This is a genomic window from Solwaraspora sp. WMMD937 (assembly GCF_029581175.1).
In the GTDB taxonomy this organism is placed as follows: domain Bacteria; phylum Actinomycetota; class Actinomycetes; order Mycobacteriales; family Micromonosporaceae; genus Micromonospora_E.
The window spans coordinates 3,473,866-3,489,912 of the sequence record NZ_CP120738.1 but is presented as its reverse complement, the minus strand read 5'-3'; the positions used below and the strand labels follow the sequence as shown (position 1 = coordinate 3,489,912).

Here is a 16,047-nt window from a genome sequence, read left to right as displayed (position 1 = left end):
GCCGGGCAGCGGATCAGGAGCTGCGCTGTGCCTGGCGCAGGCCGTGGTACCAGGCCAACACCCGCATCTCGACGAAGCGAAAGAGCACCGACAGGGCGAAGCCGAGCAGGCCGAGCAGCAGGATGCCGGTCCACATCTGCGGGATCGCGAAGGTGCGCTGGAACTGCACGATGGTGAATCCGAGACCGTTGCTGGCCGCGAACATCTCGCTGATCACCATCAGGATGATGCCGATCGACAGTGCCTGGCGCATGCCGGCGGCGATCTGCGGGCTGGCCGCCGGCAGCACCAGGTGCCGCAGCCGGGCCGGGCCGGTAAGGCCGTAGGAGCGGGCCGTGTCGGAGAGCACCTCGTCGGTGGCGCGCACGCCCTCGACGGTGTTGAGCAGGATCGGCCAGACGCAGCCGGCCGCGATCACCACGATCTTCATGGTGTTCTCGATGCCGGCGAAGAGCATGATGATCGGCACCAGCACCGGCGGCGGGATGGCCCGGAAGAACTCCAGCACCGGTTCCAGCGTGGCCCGCACGGTGCGGCTGCTGCCGATCAGTACGCCGAGCGCGACGCCGACGAACACCGCCACCGCGTAACCGGCGGCCAGCCGCAGCAGGCTGGGCAGCACGTCGGCCCGCAGGCGCTCGACGGTCCAGGTCTCGGCGAAGGAGCCGAGGATCCTGCTCAGCGGCGGCGCGTAGAAGCTGGTGCTACCGGCGCTGCTGAACCACCAGACGGCGAGCAGTACGGCCGGCAGCGCGACGACCAGCCCGGCCCGCTTCAGCACCCCGGCCGCCCTCACACGATCACCTCGCCGCGCATCGACTGGTGCCAGGACAGTGCCCGCCGCTCGACGGCCCGGGCGATCAGGTTGATCCCGACGCCGAGCAGTCCGGTGACCACCACCAGGGCGTACATCAGGTCGACGGCGCCGGAGGTCTGCGCGACGGCGATCCGGTTGCCCAGCCCAGGTGCGCCGATAACCAGCTCCGCGGTGATCGCCAGCACCAGGGCGACGGCGGCGGCGAGCCGCACGCCGGTCATCACATACGGCAACGAGGTCGGCCAGATGACGTGGCGAATCCGGGCCCAGCGGCCGAGGCCGTAGCTGCGGGCGGTCTCGTCAGCGACCGGGTCGACGTCCTGTACGCCGTACAGGACCTGGACCAGCACCTGCCAGAACGCCGCGTAGACGACCAGGAGCAGGGTCGATTCGAGGCCGGTGCCGTAGAGCAGCACGGCCAGCGGGATCAGCGCGACCGACGGGATCGGCCGCAGGAACTCGATCGTCGAGGCGGTGACCGCGCGCAGCGCCGGCACCGAACCGATCAGCACGCCGAGGACGATGCCGGCGCTGACCGCGATGGCCAGGCCGATCGCCCAGCCGGTCAGCGTGTCACGGAGCGCCGACCAGAAGGCACCCTCGCCGAGCAGCTCGACCAGGGCGGCGAGGATCTCGGTGGCCGGCGGCAGGTAGCGCGCCGAGACGAGCGGGGTCGACGGGAGGACCTGCACCAGGACCAGCAGGCCGGCCAGGCCGGCGACGCCGAGCAGCGCTGTCGGTGGTCGGCGTCGCCAGCTGGGTGCGGCCCGGCGGGCTGCTGCTGACGTGCCCCGGTCGGGGCCGGCGGAGCCGGCCCCGACCGGGGTGTTGTCGACCGCTGTCACGGCAGCAGCGCGTCCAGATCGGGCTCGGACTCGAAGACACCGTCGGCGAGGCCGAGCTCGGCGACCCGCTCGATCGACGCCCGGTTGATTTCGGCCGGCCACATCGGCAGCGTCATCGCGTCCAGGATCGCCTGGTCGATGTCGGTGTAGCTGCGCAGCACGGTGCGCACCTCGTCGGGGTGCGCGTTGGCGTAGGACAGCGACTCGGCCATCGCCTCCTGGAAGTTCTCGACCAGTTCGGGGTTTTCCTGGGCGAGCTTGGTGCTGGTGAAGTAGACCGCGACGGTCAGGTTCGGGGCGGTGTCGACGAAGTTCCAGGCGACGACCCGGCCACCGGCGTCCTTGGCGATGGCGAGCGACGGCTCGACCATCCAGGCGGCGTCGACCTGGCCGCCCTCGACGGCGGCCGGCATCTGCGGGAACGCCATCTCGACGAACTCGATGTCGTCCGGGTTGCCGCCGGCCTTGCGCACCGACTCGCGGACGCTGGTGTCGCCGATGTTCTTCAACGTGTTCACCGCGACCTTCTTGCCGGCCAGGTCGGCGGCGGTCTGGATCGGGCTGTCCTCGCGGACCACCACGCCACCGAAGTCGGCCTCGGGGTTGCCGGTGGAGGCCACGCCGTTGGCGACGATCTGCACCGGCACGTCGGCGGTCTGCGCGGTGAGCAGGGAGGTCACGTTGCTGAAGCCGAACTGGAACTGCTCGCTGACCACGCCGGGGACGATCGCGGCACCACCTTGACCGCTCTCCATGGTCAGGTTGATGCCGCGCTTGGCGAAGAAGCCTTTCTCCTCACCGAGGTAGATCGGTGCGACGTCGACGATCGGGATGATGCCGACAGTGACGTCGGTGACGTCGTCGGTGCCGCCGGCCTCGTCGGTGGACGAGTCGGAACCACAGGCGGCGGTGACCAGCAGCGCGGCAGCCAGGGTGAGGGCGACGAGGGGCCGTCGCATGGGACCTCCAGGGGATGGGTTCGAGGTTGAGTCGGTCAGGGGTGTTCGCTGACCGAACGGTGGTTCTTATGATGAACGTACGGCCCAACGAGGGCCCGCGTCAATGTCACATATCGGAAAAGTCCCTGCCAACCCGGCAGGTGGAGGGAGCGTCGTGCGAACCCAGGTTGGCATCATCGGAGCGGGACCAGCGGGTTTGATGCTCGCCCACCTGCTGCATCTCGAGGGTATCGACTCGGTCGTGCTGGAGACCCGCGGGCGGGCGTACGTGGAGAGCCGGGTCCGGGCCGGGGTGCTCGAACACGACACGGCGCAACTGCTCGCCGACACCGGCGTCGGCGCCCGGATGCGCCGCGAAGGACTCGTGCACACCGGCCTTGAGCTGCGCTTCGAAGGCGTCAGCCGGCGGATCGACCTGGCCGCGCTGACCAGCGGTCGAGGGATCACCGTCTACGGTCAGCAGGAGGTGGTGAAGGACCTGATCGCCGCCCGGCTGGCAGCCGGCGGCGAGATCCTGTTCGATGTCACCGACGTCGAGCTGGCCGGGATCGACAGCGATGCCCCGGTCATCCGGTTCGCGCACGAGGGCACGATACGCGAACTGAACTGCCTGGTGGTTGCCGGATGTGACGGTTTCCACGGGGTCTCCCGGGGCAGCATCCCCGCCTCGGCCCGACGCACCGTCGAGCACACCTACCCGTTCAGCTGGCTCGGGGTGCTGGCCCAGGCCGCCCCCTCGGCGCACGAGCTGATCTACGCCCAGCACGAACGCGGGTTCGCCCTGCACAGCATGCGCAGTCCCGAGGTGACCCGGCTCTACCTCCAGGTGCCCAACGGGACCGAATCGAGCGACTGGCCGACCGCGCGAATCTGGGACGAGCTGCACACCCGGCTGGCGACCAACGACGGCTTCACCCTGAAGGAGGGCCCGATCCTGGAGCAGGGGGTGACCCCGATGCGAAGCTTCGTTACCGAACCGATGCGCTACGGCCAGCTGTTCCTGGCCGGCGACGCGGCGCACATCGTGCCGCCGACCGGCGCGAAAGGGCTGAACCTGGCGATCGCCGACGTCCGCTTCCTGGCCGAGGCGCTGACCACCTGGTTCCGTCAGGGACGCGGGACCGGGCTGGACGAGTACTCGGCCCGGTGCCTACGCCGGATCTGGCGGGTCCAGCACTTCTCCTCCTGGATGACCGGGCTGCTGCACCGGCCCGCCGACGCCGACGAGTTCAGTCACCGGCTCCAGGTGGCCCAGTTGGAGTACGTGACGACCTCCACCGCGGCGGCGACCACCCTGGCGGAGAACTACGTGGGGCTGCCGCTGGACTGGAGCAGCCGCGTTGACACGCCGGTAACCCCGACCGTACCGTTCGCCTAGCGAACTTTTGTTCATCACACGCACCGGGGATGATGCATGGCTGAAATTTCCTCGCTGGCGGACGGTGTCGCCGACCTGGTCCACGACGGCGACAGCGTCGCCCTGGAGGGATTCACCCACCTGATCCCGACCGCGGCCGGGCAGGAGATCATCCGGCAGGGCCGACGCGACCTCACGCTGATCCGGATGACCCCGGACGTCGTATACGACCAGCTGATCGGCGCCGGCTGCGCCAAAAAGCTGATCTTCAGCTGGGCCGGCAACCCCGGGGTCGGTTCGCTGCACCGGTTCCGCGACGCGGTACAGCGCGGCTGGCCCCGTCCGCTGGAGATCGAGGAGCACAGCCACGCCGGGATGGCCAACCGGTACGTCGCCGGCGCCGCCGGCCTGCCGTTCGCCGTACTCCGCGGCTACGTCGGCACCGACCTCGCCGACCGCACCCCGACCATCGCGCCCATCACCTGTCCGTTCACCGGCGAAGTGCTCACCGCCGTACCGGCGCTCAACCCCGACGTCGGCATCGTGCACGCCCAACGCGCCGACCGGCACGGCAACGTGCAGATCTGGGGCATCACCGGGGTCCACAAGGAGGTCGTACTGGCGTCCGCACGGTCCCTGGTCACCGTCGAGGAGATCGTCGACGAGCTGACCCCCCGACCCGGCGCCGTGGTGCTGCCCGGCTGGGCGGTCACCCGGGTCGCCGAGGTGCCCGGCGGGGCGCACCCGTCGTACGCGATGGACTACAGCGACCGGGCCAACGACTACTACCAGCAGTGGGACGAGATCAGCCGGGACCGGGACACCTTCACCCGCTGGCTCGACGAACACGTCCTGGCCGCAGCGGGGACCGACGCGACGTACGGTGGTGCGGAATGAACGAGCCGCAAGCCGTCGAGGGGTTCACCCGCGACGAGATGATGACCGTCGCCGCCGCCCGGGCGCTGCGCGACGACGCCCGCTGCTTCGTCGGCATCGGCCGGCCCAGCACCGCAGCCAACTTGGCCCGGCGGACCCACTCCCCCGACCTGGTGCTGGTCTACGAGTCCGGCACCATCGGCGCCAAGCCCGGCCGGCTGCCGCTGTCCATCGGCGACGGGGTGCTCGCCGAGACCGCCGACACGGTCGTGTCGGTGCCGGAGATCTTCAACTACTGGCTGCAGCCCGGCCGGATCGACGTCGGCTTCCTCGGTGCCGCGCAGATAGACCGGTACGCCAACATCAACACCACGGTGATCGGCGACGACTACACCGACCCGAAGGTACGGCTGCCCGGCGCGGGCGGAGCACCGGAAATCGCCGCCTCGTGCGGCGAGGTGATCGTCATCGTGCCGCAGAGTCGGCGTACGTTCGTCGACCGGGTCGACTTCGTCACCTCGGTCGGCTTCGGCGCGGGCCCTGGCGACCGGCAACGCCTCGGCCTGCGCGGCCGGGGTCCCACCCTGGTCATCACCGACCTCGGCATGCTGCGCCCGGACCCGGACACCTGCGAGCTGACCCTCACCCAGCTGCACCCCGGAGTGGGTGTCGAGCAGGCCGTGGCGGCCACCGGCTGGCCGCTGAAGGTCGCCGCCGACCTGACGACCACCGACGAACCCACCCCGCAGGAGCTGGCCGCCCTGCGCCAGCTGCTGAACCCCTGACCCCGGCGGGGACAGCTGACCAAGGAGGCACCGCCATGCCCGACACCACGCCCGTACGGGCCGACCGCCCCGGCGGGCTGCTCCTGCCGCGCTACCGGCGCGACGACACCGCCGTACACCCGCCGCTGCTCTCCCCCGACTACAAGTCCACGGTGCTGCGCGCCCCGGCCGAGTCGCCGGTGCTGCTCCCGCAGACGCTCACCGAGATCACCGGCCCGCTGCTCGGCGAGGGCCGGGTCACCGCAGCCGACGCGGACCTGAGCCGCAGCGGCGACGGCGAAGCCCAGGGGCAGCGGATCGTCGTGCACGGCCAGGTCCGCGACAGCGACGGCCGGCCGGTGCCGGACACCCTGGTGGAGGTCTGGCAGGCCAATGCCGGCGGGCGCTACCTGCACAAGCTCGATCAGCACGACGTACCGCTCGATCCGCACTTCACCGGCGTCGGCCGGGCGATGACCGACTCGATGGGCCGCTACCGGTTCGTCACCATCAAGCCCGGCGCCTACCCGTGGCGCAACCACTTCAACGCGTGGCGGCCGGCGCACATCCACTTCTCGTTGTTCGGCCGGGCCTTCACCCAGCGGCTGGTGACCCAGATGTACTTCCCCGACGACCCGCTGTTCGCCTACGACCCGGTCTTCAACTCGATCCCCGACCCGGCCGCCCGGCAACGGCTGATCGCCAGCTTCGACCTGGCCAACACGGTCGAGGAATGGGCGCTCGGCTTCCGGTTCGACATCGTGCTGCGCGGCACCGAGGCGACCCCGATGGAGGAATCGTGACCATCAGCGTGACCGCGTCGGACTGGGACCAGCAGACCGGGCCGACCCCGGCGCAGACCGTCGGACCGTACCTGGGGATCGGCCTGCCCTGGCCGGACGGGCCGTTCGTGGTCGACGAGACCGACCCGGCGGCGATCTGGCTGCGTGGTCGGCTCCTCGACGGCGCCGGCGACCCGGTGCCGGACGGTCTGATCGAGACCTGGCAGGCCGACCCGCAGGGCCGGTTCGACCACCCGGACGATCCGCGCGGCGCGGTGGCCGGGTTCCGCGGCTTCGGCCGCTGCCCCACCGACGAGACAGGCGGGTGGGCGGTACGCACCCGCAAGCCGGGCCCGGTGCCCGGCCCGGACGGGCGGCCGCAGGCCCCACACGTCGCCGTGTCGGTGTTCGCCCGAGGGCTGCTGCACCGCGTCGTCACCCGGATCTACTTTCCGGACGAAGTCGACGCGAACGCCGCCGACCCGGTGCTGGCCGGGCTGCCGCAGGCCCGACGCGGCACGTTGATCGCGACCGCCGAGCCGGACGGCTACCGGTTCGACATCCGGCTACAGGGCGAGCATGAAACCATTTTCTTCGCCGTCTGAACCGGAGTCCACCATCGACGATCCCGAGCCGGTCGGTCTGTTCGACCCGCTGCTGGCCGCCGGCGCGGTCCGGGCCGCCGTCGACGACCGGGCCTGGCTGCGAGCCATGCTCGACGCCGAGGCGGCGCTGGCCCGCGCCCAGGCGGCCTGCGGAACGGTGCCGCCGGCCGCCGCCGCGACAATCACCGCCACCGCCCGCGACCACCGGTTCGACCCGGCGGCGATCGGCGCGGGTGCGACCAGCGCCGGTAACCCGGTGGTACCGCTGGTCGCCGCGTTGCGCGCCGCCGTCGGACCGGACATCGCCCGGTACGTCCACGCCGGGGCCACCAGCCAGGACATCCTGGACACCGCCGCCATGCTGGTGGTCCGCCGGGCGCTGGGGCCGATGCTGGACGACGTACGGCGGACCGCCTCGGCCGCCGCCCGGCTGGCCGCCACACACCGGGACACCCTGCTGCCCGCCCGGACCCTGCTGCAGCAGGCACTGCCGACCACCTTCGGACTGGTCGCCGCCGGCTGGCTGACCGCGTTGGACACCGCCGCCCGCCGGCTGGGCACCGTCCGGGACGAGGTCCCCGCCGTTCAGCTCGGCGGCGCCGCAGGCACCCTCGCCGCGTTCGGCACCGACGGCCCGGCTCTGGTCGATCGGCTCGCCGTCGAGCTCGACCTGGCCGCCCCGCAGCTGCCCTGGCACACCGACCGGAGCCGGCTGGCCGAGCTGGCTGGCGTGCTCGGCGGCACCGCCGGCAGCATCAGCAAGATCGCCCGCGACGTCACGCTGCACGCCCAGACCGAGGTCGCCGAGCTGGCCGAGGAACGCCCCGGCGGATCGTCGACCCTGCCGCACAAACGCAACCCGGTCGCGGCCGTCACCGCCGTCGCCTGCGCCGACCAGGCGCCCGGCCTGGTCGCCACCCTGCTTGCCGCGATGGCCCAGGAGCACCAACGGGCGGCCGGCGGCTGGCACGCCGAGTGGCGGGCGCTGCGCAGCCTGCTGGAGTCGGTCGGCTCGGCCGCCTACTGGCTACGTACCTGCCTGGAAGGGTTACGGGTCGATGCCGTGCGGATGCGGGCCAACCTCGACCTGACCGGCGGTGGGCTGCTCGCCGAACGGGTCAGCGGCGCACTCGCCGGGCAGCTCGGCCGGCACCGGGCCAACGAGATCGTCAAGGTAGCGGTCACCGGCGGTCCCGCCGCCGGGCTGGCCGAACGGCTGGCCGCCGACTCACAGGTCAGCGCGGTGCTCACCCGGGCCCAGCTGGACGAGTTGCTCGACCCGGCCGGCTACCTCGGTGCGTACCGCGAACTGATCGACCGGGCGCTGCGCGCCCACCGCAGCCGACTGACTCAGGAGGACCGCTGATGACCACCGACCGCCACCCGGTGGAGGTCGACCACGAGATCGTCGGACCCGACGGCGCGCCGGTGGTGCTGCTGGCCAACTCGCTGGGCAGCACCCGGGCGATGTGGGATCCGCAGGTGCCGGTACTCACCGGTGCCGGGCTGCGGGTGCTGCGCTACGACACCCGGGGGCACGGCCGCTCCCCCGTACCGCCCGGTCCGTACAGTCTGGACGATCTCGGGGCCGACGTGCTCGCCCTGCTCGACCGGCTGGAGCTGGACCGGGTCCACGTGGCCGGGGTGTCCCTCGGCGGGATGACCGGGATGTGGCTGGCCGGACACGCCGCCGCCCGGGTCGACCGGCTGGTGCTCTGCTGTACCTCGGCGCTGCTCGGCCCGGCCCAGGCATGGGCCGACCGGGCGGCCACGGTGCGGGCCGAGGGCACCGGCGTGGTGGCCGACACGGTCGCGGCCCGCTGGTTCACCCCCGGCTTCGCCGCCCGGCGACCCGACGTCTTCGCCGCCGCCCGCGCGATGATCGCGGCCACCCCGGCCGAGGGGTACGCCGGCTGCTGTGTCGCTATCGGGCAGATGGATCTGACCGGGCTGCTGCCGAGGATCACCGCGCCGACCCTGGTGATCGCCGGCGCCGACGACCCGGCCACCCCGCCGTCGCACAGCGAGACGATCGTCGCCGGCATCCCCGACGCCACTTTGCGGATCGTCGCCGACGCCGCGCACCTGGCCAGCGTCGAGCAGGCCGATCAGGTGTCCGAGCTGATCCTGACGCATCTCACCGGACAGGAGGTGACCGGCGATGCCGACCGATCCGCCGGTTGACGCCACGACTCCGTCGCCCGGCCCTCGGGCCGTACCGTCGTCGTCGGATCCGAGGTATGACGCCGGGATGGCGGTACGCCGGGCGGTCCTCGGCGACGCGCACGTGGACCGGGCGGTGGCCAACACGACCGAGTTCACCGCCGACTTTCAGGACTTCATCACCCGGTACGCGTGGGGCAGCGTCTGGACCCGCGACGGGCTGGACCGGCGGACCCGCAGCTGCGTCACGCTCGCCGTACTGACCGCCCTGCACTGCACCGACGAGCTGGCGATGCACGTGCGGGCCGCGCTGCGCAACGGGTTGACCGCGCAGGAGATCAACGAGGTGCTGCTGCACACGGCGGTCTACGCGGGTGTGCCGGCCGCGAACAGCGCGTACGCGGTGGCACAGCGGGTGCTGGCCGAGAGCCCGGGACCGGATGGTCGGATCTCCGACAGCGAAGCAAGATCATCGGCGGATCCGGGCACCGTGGAACCCGGTTAGGGTTCGGCGACCATCACCACAGGAGAGTTATGAGCGAGCACGGGCGGGAAACTCATTTCGTGCAGTCGTTGGAGCGCGGCCTCGCCGTGATCCGCGCATTCGACGCCCAGCATCCTGAGTTGACACTCAGCGAGGTGGCCCGGATCTGCGACCTGACCCGCGCCGCCGCCCGCCGGTTCCTGCTCACCCTGGTCGACCTCGGCTACGTCCGCACCGACGGACGGATGTTCTCGCTCACTCCCCGGGTGCTGGAGCTGGGCTACGCCTACCTGTCCAGCATCTCGCTGCCCGAGGTCGCCGAGCCGCACCTGGAACGGCTGGTCGCCCAGGTGCACGAGTCGTCGTCGGTGTGCGTGCTGGACGGCGACTCCATCGTCTACGTGTCCCGGGTGCCGACCTCGCGGATCATGACAGTGTCGATCAACGTCGGGACCAGGTTCCCGGCGTACGCCACCTCCGTCGGCCGGGTGCTGCTGGCGCACCTGCCCGAGGGAGAGGCGGTCGCCCGGCTGGAGCGCAGCCGGCTGGACCGGCTCACCTCCCGTACCGCCCACACAATGGCGGCATTGCGGGCGGAGCTGGACCGGGTCCGCGCCCAGGGCTACGCCATCGTCGACCAGGAGTTGGAGGAAGGTCTGCGGTCGGTGGCGGCACCGATCCGGGACCGGGCCGGCAAAGTGGTCGCTGCGGTGAACATCTCGGTGCACGCCAGCCGCAACACCGTCGAGTCGATCCGCCGCGAACTGCTGCCGCACCTGCTGGCCACCGCCGCCAAGATCGAGGCCGATCTGCGGATCGCCGCGCCGGGTCGGGCCACCCGGCTGCCCGGCGCCTGACCGCGCCGCACCCGCCAGTAGGTTGTCCGGGTGGCGGGACTGAGGACGACACGGGTGCAGATCTGGACCGACGGCGCGTGCAGCGGCAACCCGGGGCCGGGCGGTTGGGGTGCCCTGCTGCGCTACGGCGAGGCCGAGAAGGAGCTGTGCGGCGGTGAGGCCGGCGCGACGACGAACAACCGGATGGAGCTCACCGCCCCGATCCGGGCGCTGGCCGCGCTGACCCGGGCGTCCACCGTCGACCTTTACACCGACAGCACGTACGTCCGCAACGGTGTCATGTCGTGGATGGCGAACTGGAAACGCAACGGCTGGCGGACGAAGGCGGGTGAGCCGGTCAAGAACGAGGACCTGTGGCGGGAACTCGACGCCGCCGTCGCCCGCCACCACGAGGTCGTCTGGCACTGGGTGAAGGGCCACGCCGGCCATGTGGAGAACGAACGCGCCGACCGGCTCGCCGCGCGCGGTCAACGGGAGGCGCTGGAGGCCGCCGGCCTCCCGGTGCCGCCGGTGCCGCAGCCACGCCGCCGAGCCGCAACGGGCCGTAGCTGACCGCCGAGTGTCGGTGGACGGTGGCAGGGTAGGCGTCATGGCGATCGAAGTCCGCCCTGCGACGGTGTTCGAGGACGTCGCGACTGCCGTCGGCCCGAAGCGACCGGATGCGAACGTGTGCTGGTGCCTGAGCTACCGCATCGGCTCGAAGGAAAACCTGCTGCTGCGCGGGCCGATGCGCGGTGAGCGGGTGCGCGAACTCGTCGGGCTCGATCCACCTCCCGGAGTACTCGCCTACGACGGCGACGAGGTCGTCGGCTGGGCGGCGGTGCACCCGCGAGCCGCAACGAGCTTCGCGCGCAACAGGCGGATCCCGCACATCGACGATCTCGGTGTGTGGAGCGTGTGGTGCTTCCGGGTTCGACCGGGCCACCGCAGGCGGGGTGTCGTGCACCACCTGCTCGCCGGTGCCGTCGCCTTCGCCCGCGAGCGCGGCGCGCCAGCGATCGAGGGTTACCCCGTCGACAACAGTGGCGAAAAGGTGGACCTCACGATGGCCTATGTCGGTACCCGCGCGGTCTTCGAGCACGCCGGCTTCGTGAAGGCAGCCGACACCACCTCGGTACTCGCCGGGTTCCCTCGGGTGCTCATGCGGCTCGATCTGCGGTGACGTCGACCACCGGGCGTACGGCTCAGGCCGCCGGCGAAGTGTTCATGCCGGCTTCCGGGGACCCGGGGTGCGTCCGATGACGTGACGCCACAGGTCCGCTACCGCCGAGCGCGGGCGAGGCGCGGAGGTCATTGTCGATCACGCCGGGTGGGCAGGGCCAGCGCAACGACCGCCACGGCAACCATGATCACGGCGATCGCGGAGAACGCGCGGTTGTAGGCGTCGAGCTGTGCGGCCGGGCCGGTGCCGGGCCCGGTCGCGACAGTGACCAGAACCGCCAGCCCCAGCGCGCCGCCGACCTGTTTGGTGGTGTTCATCAACCCGGACGCCGCACCTGCGTCCGGTGTCGGCACACCGGAGGTGACCGCGGTGGTGATCGGGGTGTTCAGCAGTCCACTGCCAATGCTGAACACGACGGCCGGGCCGAGGATCCCCGCAAGGTAGCTGCTCTGCACCGCCAGGTGGGACTGCCACCAGAACCCAGCTGCCGCCAGCAACGACCCCACCGCGATGAGGATCCGCCCGTCGACGTGGCGCATCAGCCACGGCGTCGCGAGAGCGCCCACCACGACCGTCACCACCGTGTGCGGCAGGAACGCCAGTCCGGTCCGCGCCGGGCTGTAGGCGAGCGCGTTCTGCATGGACAGCGTGAGGAAGAACCACATCGGGTTGAGGCACGCCCCCGCCAGCAGCATTGCCACGTTGCCCACCGACACCGAGCGGATGGTGAACAACCGCAACGGGATCAACGGCGACGCCGCCCAGCGTGCCTCGACCGCCGCGAACGCCGCCAACAGCACCGAGCCGATCATCAGGCCGGCAACCGCCGACGGCGCGGACCACCCAGCGTCCGCCGCCTCGGCGACTCCGAACGCCAACCCTCCCAATCCTGCTGTGGCCAGCACCGCCCCGGTCACGTCCAGTCGTGGACGTACGGCCCCGGGGCGGTCGGCGACCACATGACGCACCGTCAGAACGGCCACCACCGCCCCGATCGGCACGTTGATCAGCAACGTCGCCCGCCACGACAGGTACTCCGTCAGCGCGCCGCCGGCAAGGTTGCCTGCCGTCCCGCCGGCGACACCGACGGCGGTCCACATCGCCAACGCCTGCGTCCGCGCCCGCCCTTCGGAGAAAGACGTAGTCAGAATCGTCAGCGTCGCCGGCGCCAGCACCGCCGCCCCCAGGCCCTGCGCGGCGCGGGCGACGACCAGCAGCGTCGCCGAGCCGGCCAGACCCCCGACGAGACTCGCGCCAGAGAACAGCACCAGCCCGGTCAGGAAGATCCGACGGTGCCCGAACGAGTCGGCCAGCCGCCCGCCGAGGAGCAGGAATCCGGCGAACGTCAACGCGTAGGCGTTGACCACCCACTGCTGGCTGGTTTCGTCGAAGCGCAGCGCGTCACGCAGCGACGGCAACGCGATGTTCACCACCGAGATGTCGAGCACCACCATGAACTGCGCGGCACACGCCACCGCCAGCACGGTCTTCGCCGCTGCCCCGCTGAGACCGGCACCGACAGCACCGGCAACGCCGTTCTGCGCCATGCCCCTCCCGTAGTGATACAACCGTATCAACAAGAGGTCAACATAGGGTAGTCAGACGCAACACAACGAGAGGGACCGCGGTGCCCAAGACCACCGACCACACCGTTCGGCGGGCCCAGATCGCCGACGCCCTCGTCCGGCTCGCCGGCCGGGAAGGCCTGCACGCCGTGACCATGCGCTCGGTCGCTGCCGAGGCGGGCGTGTCACTCCGGCTCGTGCAGTACTACTTCCAGAACAAGGAACACCTGTTGATCGGTGCCCTGCGGCATCTGGAAGGGCAGAGCCACCACCGGTGGGCGCAGCGCCTGGCCGGACTCCCCGACCCACCACCGCCGCGAGCGGTCATCGAAGCATTCCTACTCGAAGCCCTGCCGACCGACGAACCCAGCCGCGTCTTCCACCTGGTCGGCACGTCCTACGCCGTTCTGGCGATGACCGACCCCCAAGTCGCCGAACAACCCTTCATCCGGGGCGTCGACCGCCTGGAGCAACAACTCGCCGACACCCTGACCCGCGCGCGTGCCGCCGGCACCCTGGCCCCGGACGCGGACCCCGCTCTCGAAGCGAGCCGGCTGATCGCCCTGGCCAATGGTCTCGGCACCGGTCTCCTGGTCGGCCAACGCACCCCGGAAGAGGCCACCGCAGTGCTGCACTACCACCTCGATCACCTGTTCGATCCTGACGATGGGCGGGCAGCGGTGGCGGAGAATCGCACGTACGGCTCCTCCGGCCACACTTCCTGATCCTGATCGGAACACCCACGGGCTGGTGGCCGCGTTCGCGTCAGATCGTGTGGATCGTGATGAGGTCTTCGAGCCCAGCGAGGTCGTCGGCGTTGCGGGTGTAGACGGCGGCGTCATGGGCGTGTGCGGTTGCCGCGATGAGCAGGTCCATAACCCTGGCTCGCGGCTGGCGGCCGGTCTCGACGACACGTGCGGCCAGCCGTGCGTAGCTGTCGGCGATCGCATCGTCGACGGGAAGCGGATCGAACCGGCGCTGAATGGCGCTCAACCGCGCCAACCGCAGCGCCCTGGCCTCGGCGGTCTTCGCGACCAGGACACCGAACTGGAGTTCGGCGAGGCTGGCGACGCTGATGGCCAGTTCGCCAGGGATCGGGGTCACATCTGTGGCGATGAGGACACTGGTGTCGAGGATGCCACGGCTCACCGCTCGGCCCACGGATCGGTGACGGCGTCGTCGAGCAGGTCCCGGTCATCCGCCCACCCTGGGTCGGTGGGCTGACCGAACACGCCAGCGAGGTCGTCCCACTCGCGCCAGGTACGAGGACTGACCGGGCCGAGTACGGCTGCCGGTCGCCCAGCGACGGTGATCGTCACCCGTTCGCCGCCCTGCGCCCGACGTACCAGGTCGCTGGCGTTCTGCCGCATCTCCCGCAGCCCGACCTCATGCATACTCCGACCGTAGCACATGTGCTACGGATGGCTGGTGGAGGCACACTGACCGCTGACGGACGCTCATCGGCACGTCGGGCGGTCCGCCTTGCGGCAGCCCAGCTGCGATCGGCGAGTTGCCGGGTTGGATGATGATGAATGGGTGAATTGCGCCGTCCAGTCAGCTCCCGGGTGCTTGCGGTGGTTCTCGCCACGTCGCTGGGTGGACTCGGCTGTTATCTGGTGAGCCTGCAGTTCGCTGCCGGCGTTCCGGTGTCCGGTCGGCTCACCGCCTGGTGTACCGGGCCGACGAGAAGGAAGTGAAGATCATTAAGGCGCGGTACCACTACAGCGACTGATGCGGCTCAGCGTTTGACGGTGGAGACGAAGGCGGACCAGGCGGGCGGGTCGAAGGCCAGGGTGCCGCCGGCGCGGTCCTTGGAGTCGCGGACCAGCACCCGGCCGGGCAGGTTGTCGGCGACCTCGACACAGTTGCCGCCGGAGGCGTTCGAGCGGCGGGACGTGCGCCACATCGGCTCGGTGGTCATAGCTCCCTCACCATCTGCCGGATCAGATCCCGGGACTGGGCCGCGTTCAGGGCGAGCGCGTTGACAGTGTGCCACGCCCGATCGAGCCCGGTCACCCGCGCCGGCTCGGTGACAAGCCAGCCCTCGAAAATATCCTCCATGTATCCAGCGAGTGCACCGTTGTCGAGCGAGGCGAGCACGAACGACACCGACCGGCCGATGTGCATGCCGACCCCGTCCGGCACCACGTGCACGAAGGTCCGGTGGCGCTCCGACTCGGCCAACAGCCGCTCCAACTGCGCCTTGGCCATCGCCGGGTGCGCCGAGCGCAGCGCCGCCATGTCCATCATGAACACGCAGATCGCCGGATCCTCGCGGCCCAGCACGACGGACTGGCGCTCCATCCGGACGGCGAGCAGTTCGTCGACCTCGCGCTGACTGCGCAGGCCGCTGTCCAGCACCGATCGGGCGTACTCCTCGGTCTGCAGCAGGCCAGGGACGAGAGACGCTTCGTAGTACCGCAGGGCGGTGGCGGACTCCTCCAGCTGGCCCCACGGGCGGAACCAGACCGCCTGGGCCATCCGGCGCCGCTCCCGCTCCAGCTCACGGGCCTCGGCTGCCTCGGCCGCCGACTTGCGGACCCGGTCGCCCGAGCCGAAGAACTCGTCCAGCCGCGCGGCGGTGTCCGGTTGCGGGACCAGCCGGCCCTGCTCGAAGGCGGCGATCAGCGAACCGGAGACCAGGATCGCCTCACCGACCTGATCCTGGGTGACGGAGCGCTCGCTGCGCAGCTGACGGAGGATTTCCGGAAGTGTATTCACGGTGCACACCTTTCGGATACAGGTGATTGTCCGGTAGATGGGTGCGGATTGCCGCTGACCTATCTTCCGCTGACTGGGTTGAGAAGTCCA

20 protein-coding genes are annotated in these 16,047 nt (G+C 70.9%); 12 read left to right on the top strand and 8 right to left on the bottom strand.

The annotated features are described in order from the left end of the window. Nucleotides 1–13: 13 nt before the first annotated feature. Genes O7621_RS15275 through O7621_RS15265 form a run of 3 tightly spaced genes read right to left on the bottom strand, consistent with a single transcriptional unit; the run spans nt 14 to nt 2,621 of the window. Nucleotides 14–796, bottom strand: coding sequence for an ABC transporter permease (locus O7621_RS15275; RefSeq protein ID WP_282229895.1), 783 nt, complete (start codon nt 794–796; stop codon nt 14–16). Further along, nucleotides 793–1,662, bottom strand: coding sequence for an ABC transporter permease (locus O7621_RS15270; RefSeq protein WP_282229894.1), 870 nt, complete (start codon nt 1,660–1,662; stop codon nt 793–795). The genes O7621_RS15275 and O7621_RS15270 overlap by 4 nt, the downstream gene beginning before the upstream one ends. After that, complete coding sequence (locus O7621_RS15265) at nt 1,659–2,621, bottom strand: ABC transporter substrate-binding protein (protein WP_282229893.1); 963 nt, start codon at nt 2,619–2,621, stop codon at nt 1,659–1,661. Before O7621_RS15265 ends, O7621_RS15270 begins: the two co-directional genes overlap by 4 nt. Nucleotides 2,622–2,775: 154 nt before the next feature. Here O7621_RS15265 and O7621_RS15260 point away from each other — a divergent pair, with 154 nt between their 5' ends. From O7621_RS15260 to O7621_RS15210, 11 genes are read left to right on the top strand one after another with little or no spacing between them, the layout of a single operon-like run. Beyond that, on the top strand, nt 2,776–3,999 hold the full coding sequence (locus tag O7621_RS15260) for a 4-hydroxybenzoate 3-monooxygenase (RefSeq protein WP_282229892.1): 1,224 nt from the start codon (nt 2,776–2,778) through the stop codon (nt 3,997–3,999). A 36-nt stretch (nt 4,000–4,035) separates the two neighbouring features. Beyond that, nucleotides 4,036–4,875 carry a CoA transferase subunit A gene (locus O7621_RS15255; protein WP_282229891.1) on the top strand — a complete coding sequence of 280 codons (840 nt, stop codon included), beginning with the start codon at nt 4,036–4,038 and terminating at the stop codon, nt 4,873–4,875. Beyond that, complete coding sequence (locus O7621_RS15250) at nt 4,872–5,639, top strand: CoA-transferase (protein WP_282229890.1); 768 nt, start codon at nt 4,872–4,874, stop codon at nt 5,637–5,639. Before O7621_RS15255 ends, O7621_RS15250 begins: the two co-directional genes overlap by 4 nt. 35 nt (nt 5,640–5,674) lie before the next feature. After that, nucleotides 5,675–6,421 carry a protocatechuate 3,4-dioxygenase subunit beta gene (pcaH, locus tag O7621_RS15245; RefSeq protein WP_282229889.1) on the top strand — a complete coding sequence of 249 codons (747 nt, stop codon included), beginning with the start codon at nt 5,675–5,677 and terminating at the stop codon, nt 6,419–6,421. Beyond that, nucleotides 6,418–7,005, top strand: a complete 588-nt coding sequence (gene pcaG / locus O7621_RS15240; RefSeq protein WP_282229888.1) for a protocatechuate 3,4-dioxygenase subunit alpha — start codon at nt 6,418–6,420, stop codon at nt 7,003–7,005. The genes pcaH and pcaG overlap by 4 nt, the downstream gene beginning before the upstream one ends. Continuing rightward, nucleotides 6,980–8,371 carry a 3-carboxy-cis,cis-muconate cycloisomerase gene (pcaB, locus tag O7621_RS15235; RefSeq protein WP_282229887.1) on the top strand — a complete coding sequence of 464 codons (1,392 nt, stop codon included), beginning with the start codon at nt 6,980–6,982 and terminating at the stop codon, nt 8,369–8,371. The genes pcaG and pcaB overlap by 26 nt, the downstream gene beginning before the upstream one ends. Further along, nucleotides 8,371–9,189, top strand: coding sequence for a 3-oxoadipate enol-lactonase (gene pcaD, locus O7621_RS15230; RefSeq protein ID WP_282229886.1), 819 nt, complete (start codon nt 8,371–8,373; stop codon nt 9,187–9,189). The genes pcaB and pcaD overlap by 1 nt, the downstream gene beginning before the upstream one ends. Further along, nucleotides 9,167–9,673 (top strand): 4-carboxymuconolactone decarboxylase, encoded by a 507-nt coding sequence (gene pcaC / locus O7621_RS15225; RefSeq protein WP_282229885.1) that lies wholly within the window; start codon nt 9,167–9,169, stop codon nt 9,671–9,673. Before pcaD ends, pcaC begins: the two co-directional genes overlap by 23 nt. Nucleotides 9,674–9,702: 29 nt before the next feature. Next, complete coding sequence (locus O7621_RS15220) at nt 9,703–10,509, top strand: IclR family transcriptional regulator C-terminal domain-containing protein (protein ID WP_282229884.1); 807 nt, start codon at nt 9,703–9,705, stop codon at nt 10,507–10,509. A gap of 54 nt (nt 10,510–10,563) precedes the next feature. Further along, nucleotides 10,564–11,061: a ribonuclease HI gene (gene rnhA, locus O7621_RS15215; protein WP_282229883.1), complete on the top strand. Its 498-nt coding sequence runs from the start codon at nt 10,564–10,566 to the stop codon at nt 11,059–11,061. 7 nt (nt 11,062–11,068) lie between these two features. Continuing rightward, entirely contained in the window at nt 11,069–11,671 is a 603-nt protein-coding gene (locus tag O7621_RS15210) for a GNAT family N-acetyltransferase (protein ID WP_282229882.1), read from the top strand. Between the two features lie 128 nt (nt 11,672–11,799). Here the strand turns inward: O7621_RS15210 and O7621_RS15205 are convergent, their stop codons facing one another. After that, nucleotides 11,800–13,218: an MFS transporter gene (locus O7621_RS15205; protein WP_282229881.1), complete on the bottom strand. Its 1,419-nt coding sequence runs from the start codon at nt 13,216–13,218 to the stop codon at nt 11,800–11,802. A gap of 80 nt (nt 13,219–13,298) precedes the next feature. On the opposite strand from O7621_RS15205, the gene O7621_RS15200 reads away from it, so the two are divergent. Then, the gene (locus O7621_RS15200) at nt 13,299–13,961 is read left to right on the top strand and encodes a TetR/AcrR family transcriptional regulator (RefSeq protein WP_282229880.1); all 663 of its coding nucleotides are present in this window, start codon (nt 13,299–13,301) and stop codon (nt 13,959–13,961) included. Between the two features lie 40 nt (nt 13,962–14,001). Here O7621_RS15200 and O7621_RS15195 read toward each other — a convergent pair whose 3' ends face one another. The 4 genes from O7621_RS15195 to O7621_RS15180 all read right to left on the bottom strand — a co-directional run bounded on the left by O7621_RS15195 (nt 14,002) and on the right by O7621_RS15180 (nt 15,957). After that, on the bottom strand, nt 14,002–14,385 hold the full coding sequence (locus O7621_RS15195) for a PIN domain-containing protein (protein WP_282229879.1): 384 nt from the start codon (nt 14,383–14,385) through the stop codon (nt 14,002–14,004). Next, nucleotides 14,382–14,630: a type II toxin-antitoxin system prevent-host-death family antitoxin gene (locus tag O7621_RS15190; protein ID WP_282229878.1), complete on the bottom strand. Its 249-nt coding sequence runs from the start codon at nt 14,628–14,630 to the stop codon at nt 14,382–14,384. Before O7621_RS15190 ends, O7621_RS15195 begins: the two co-directional genes overlap by 4 nt. A 344-nt stretch (nt 14,631–14,974) precedes the next feature. Next, complete coding sequence (locus O7621_RS15185) at nt 14,975–15,157, bottom strand: DUF397 domain-containing protein (RefSeq protein WP_282229877.1); 183 nt, start codon at nt 15,155–15,157, stop codon at nt 14,975–14,977. Further along, a complete protein-coding gene (locus tag O7621_RS15180) occupies nt 15,154–15,957 on the bottom strand; it encodes a Scr1 family TA system antitoxin-like transcriptional regulator (protein WP_282229876.1) in 804 nt (267 codons plus the stop codon). Before O7621_RS15180 ends, O7621_RS15185 begins: the two co-directional genes overlap by 4 nt. Between the last annotated feature and the right edge of the window lie 90 nt (nt 15,958–16,047).

Coding starts and splice junctions, on each gene's coding strand:
- O7621_RS15265 (WP_282229893.1), bottom strand. CDS start 2,621: ATGCGACGGCCCCTCGTCGCCCTCACCCTGGCTGCCGCGCTGCTGGTC.
- O7621_RS15255 (WP_282229891.1), top strand. CDS start 4,036: ATGGCTGAAATTTCCTCGCTGGCGGACGGTGTCGCCGACCTGGTCCAC.
- O7621_RS15185 (WP_282229877.1), bottom strand. CDS start 15,157: ATGACCACCGAGCCGATGTGGCGCACGTCCCGCCGCTCGAACGCCTCC.
- O7621_RS15190 (WP_282229878.1), bottom strand. CDS start 14,630: ATGCATGAGGTCGGGCTGCGGGAGATGCGGCAGAACGCCAGCGACCTG.
- O7621_RS15220 (WP_282229884.1), top strand. CDS start 9,703: ATGAGCGAGCACGGGCGGGAAACTCATTTCGTGCAGTCGTTGGAGCGC.
- pcaC (WP_282229885.1), top strand. CDS start 9,167: ATGCCGACCGATCCGCCGGTTGACGCCACGACTCCGTCGCCCGGCCCT.
- pcaB (WP_282229887.1), top strand. CDS start 6,980: ATGAAACCATTTTCTTCGCCGTCTGAACCGGAGTCCACCATCGACGAT.
- pcaH (WP_282229889.1), top strand. CDS start 5,675: ATGCCCGACACCACGCCCGTACGGGCCGACCGCCCCGGCGGGCTGCTC.
- pcaD (WP_282229886.1), top strand. CDS start 8,371: ATGACCACCGACCGCCACCCGGTGGAGGTCGACCACGAGATCGTCGGA.
- O7621_RS15250 (WP_282229890.1), top strand. CDS start 4,872: ATGAACGAGCCGCAAGCCGTCGAGGGGTTCACCCGCGACGAGATGATG.
- O7621_RS15205 (WP_282229881.1), bottom strand. CDS start 13,218: ATGGCGCAGAACGGCGTTGCCGGTGCTGTCGGTGCCGGTCTCAGCGGG.